Raw genomic sequence first — 3,003 nt, forward strand, 5'->3', positions numbered from 1 at the left:
CCCAGCCGAACGCCGAGGCGATGAGGGTGAGGGTGTGGCCGATCGTGAACGCCGTCACGATGCCGACGACGCCGCGCAGCGACCGCAGAAACCCGTCGCGCGGCTGCCAGCGCCGTGAGACGACGACGAGCGGAGAGACGAGCAGCAGGGTGACGAGGAACAGCAGATGGTCGGCGCCTTCGAGAACGTGGTGGAAGCCGAAGCCGATCATGTCGAGCAGCCCCGGCTCGACCGCGGTGCCGATCTGCAGGGTCGCGTCGTTCGCGTCGATGACGCCCGCGGTGGAGATGTCGCCGTTCGCGTCGGTGAGAACGACGACGGCCTGGTGGCTGGCATCCGATTCGATGATCGCGTCGTACTCGATCGTGAACGAGCTCGGGTCGGCGTCGCCGGTATCGAACGACACGTCCACGCTGAACGACTGGATGCCTTCAACCGCCTCGACCTCTGCGTTCGAGTAGGTCTCCGCCCACTCCACACCGTCGGCACCGGTCACGGTGAGGTGCTCGTTCAGGTACTCGGTGATGCTCGCGATGTCGGCATCCGTGAGTTCGCCGTTCGTCGCGTAGTCGGTGCCGAGCACACCGTCGAGGGTCTCGAGGGCGATCGACACGGTCGCGTCGGCGGACTCCTCGCCGAGCACCACGGAGATCGTGCTGCTCTCGAGGCTGTGCGCCTGCGCTGCGGCGACGGGGATGACAGTCAGGACGACGGCGGTGACGGCTGCTCCGGCCGCCAGCCAGAGGGTACGGAGTGCTCGCATGGGAACACGGTGGGGCCGAATCCTATGAACAACCTAAGAGGCGACACTGGGTTGCCTTGAGAAATCTGATGCACACCCGACCCATAACTTGCTCATAGGAAATCCCGAGAAAGCGGCGACACGGTGGGGCAATCCACCACGAAGCCCGCTGAAAGGGGCCCCCCATGAAGATCCCGATGAAGGTTGTTGCCGTCACCCTGGCAAGCGTTCTTGCGCTCACCGGCTGCACGGCAGCCGCGGTCACCGCGACCGACACCGCGACCGAGACCGCGACGACGACCGCCACTGAGAGCGCGGGCGCCCCGGCCGGTGGCGCGGGCGAAACCGTCGACGCGTCCGCCGTCACCACCGAGGCGGAGCTGATCGCCCTCATCCAAGACGCCTATGGCGACGCGAGCCTCGACCGCCACCGTGGTCATCGGCCGGTGCAGGGTGTGCTCGACACCGTGCTCGCCATCACGCACGAAGAACTCCACGTGCGGATGGACGCCGGGCAGAACCTCTCGGATGTCGCAGAGGAGCTCGGCGTCGGTACTGACACGCTGATCGATGCACTCGTCGACTCATGGGGCGTTGCCATCGACGACCTGCTCGCCGCCGGCACGATCACCGAGGATGAGGCCGACGCCTACTACGAGGCACTCGAGGAGGCGTTCACCTTCCGCGTCACCTGGAACGGCACCGACGCCACGCCGACCTTCAGCGGGCTCGACGCCTGATCGGATCAGGGCCGACGCGGGAGCTATGTTCCCGCGTCGGCCCTGTGGCGTTAAGCGGCAGATCGATCGCGGTGTCGAGGTCAGCCGAAGAGGCTGCGTTCGAGTTGCTCGATCGGGTCGTACCAGCCCTGTTCCAGAATCCACGCCTGCGCCAGTTTGTCGAGCCCGAGGATGACGGCGACGCCGACGAGCACGAGCAGCACCCCGGCGATCCGCCGGAACCACCCGTCGGGTCGATTCAGCCAGCCGAGTCGCCGAGCAAGCGCCGAACCGAGCAATGCGACGAGCAGCAGCGTCGCGGCGAGTCCGACGGCGTAGGCGACGATGTAGACGAGCCCCTCGCCGAACGACACCGGCAGCACGGTCGCGACGATGAGCGCGTAGGTGGGCGAGCAGCTCGAGAAGGTGGGACCGAGCGCTGCACCGAGCAGGATGTCGCCGCCCACCCCGCCGCGGCGCGACGAGCTGTCGAGTGCGGCGTTGGCGCGATTCTGGATGCCCGTGGTGAGCATCAGTCGTTCCCAGAGCCACGGGAACACGAGCGTGAGCCCGAAGGCGATCAGGATGGCCCCGGCGATGATCTGCCACACCAGCTGCGGCACCCCGAGCAGCGCGGTCGTGGCTTTGAGCAGCAGCGTGAAAGCGACGACCGAGACCGCGAGCGACGCGGCGATCACGAGCGGTCGGTACCACTGGCGGGCGGCGACCGTGCCGTCGGCCGAAGTACGCGCGATCGAGCCGCCGACGATCACCGGAAGCAGCGGCAGCACGCACGGCGCCGCGACGGTGAGCACCCCCGCGACGAACGCGACGACGGTGAGGCCGAGCACGACGGCGACTACCTAGAGCATCGCCGCGACCACGGCGGCGAGGTGCGGGTCGTCGTACGCGACATGTTTCTGCAACTCGGTGCCGGCGGCATCCACTTCGACGAAGGTCGTCTGCAACGTGACGCCGTACTGCTGCCGGAGGTCCTGGCGGCTGTCGTAGTCGATCTTGATGATCGTCACCCCGGCGGGAACCCCCTCGGCGAGGATGTCGCTCTCGATCGACCGGCACTGCGGGCACCACGGCGCGTGGAAGAAGAGCAGCACGCGACCCTCCGCCTGGGCGATCGCGTCGTCGGAGTACTCGACGTACGCGCCGACCGAGGGAGGCGGCGCGGTCGACTCGGGCGTCGGGGTGCCGTCACCGACGAGGGATGTCGGTGACGGCGGAGCGGTACCGGGGGCAGTGGGCGGAGCGAATACGACGACCGCAATCACCGCTGCGACGATGGCGACGACGATGCCAATGGCGACGGGGAGCAGGCGTCGGTCCATCTCAGGGCTCGCGGAACGGGTCGCTCGCCGAGGGGGGTGAGCTGGATGCCGCCGCTTTCGCGCGCCGCGGGGCGCGCCCGGCGGGTTTCTGCTCCGCAGGGGGCTCGGCCGGGGCTTCGGCCGCCGGGGCGGTCGCCTTCGACCCCGCCCGGCGTGACGCCTTCTGCACCGCGGCGACCGGCTGGGTGAGCGGGGCGTC

At 68.7% G+C, this 3,003-nt stretch carries 4 protein-coding genes and 1 pseudogene; 1 reads left to right on the forward strand and 4 read right to left on the reverse strand.

Annotation, left to right across the window (positions count from 1 at the left end; all coding sequences use genetic code 11):
• Nucleotides 1-763, reverse strand: a 763-nt coding sequence (locus RMO30_RS10840) for a HupE/UreJ family protein (protein WP_309713199.1), incomplete at its 3' end; no start/stop codon positions are given.
• A gap of 164 nt (nt 764-927) precedes the next feature.
• Between RMO30_RS10840 and RMO30_RS10845 the strand changes: the two genes are divergently transcribed.
• Entirely contained in the window at nt 928-1,482 is a 555-nt protein-coding gene (locus RMO30_RS10845; protein ID WP_309713202.1) for a hypothetical protein, read from the forward strand.
• 80 nt (nt 1,483-1,562) lie between these two features.
• Here the strand turns inward: RMO30_RS10845 and RMO30_RS10850 are convergent, their stop codons facing one another.
• The 3 genes and pseudogenes from RMO30_RS10850 to RMO30_RS10860 form a co-directional block, all read right to left on the reverse strand.
• Complete coding sequence (locus tag RMO30_RS10850) at nt 1,563-2,312, reverse strand: cytochrome c biogenesis protein CcdA (protein ID WP_309713205.1); 750 nt, start codon at nt 2,310-2,312, stop codon at nt 1,563-1,565.
• Between the two features lie 12 nt (nt 2,313-2,324).
• The gene (locus tag RMO30_RS10855) at nt 2,325-2,804 is read right to left on the reverse strand and encodes a thioredoxin family protein (protein WP_309713208.1); all 480 of its coding nucleotides are present in this window, start codon (nt 2,802-2,804) and stop codon (nt 2,325-2,327) included.
• Between the two features lies 1 nt (nt 2,805).
• Nucleotides 2,806-3,003, reverse strand: a pseudogene (locus RMO30_RS10860) (2-oxoglutarate dehydrogenase, E2 component, dihydrolipoamide succinyltransferase); the annotation flags it as partial.

It is taken from the genome of Pseudolysinimonas sp. (assembly GCF_031389465.1).
Classification (GTDB): domain Bacteria; phylum Actinomycetota; class Actinomycetes; order Actinomycetales; family Microbacteriaceae; genus Pseudolysinimonas_A.

What these genes read in the sequence shown, in the direction of transcription:
- RMO30_RS10845 (WP_309713202.1), top strand. Translation starts at nt 928, where the DNA reads ATGAAGATCCCGATGAAGGTTGTTGCCGTCACCCTGGCAAGCGTTCTT.
- RMO30_RS10855 (WP_309713208.1), bottom strand. Translation starts at nt 2,804, where the DNA reads ATGGACCGACGCCTGCTCCCCGTCGCCATTGGCATCGTCGTCGCCATC.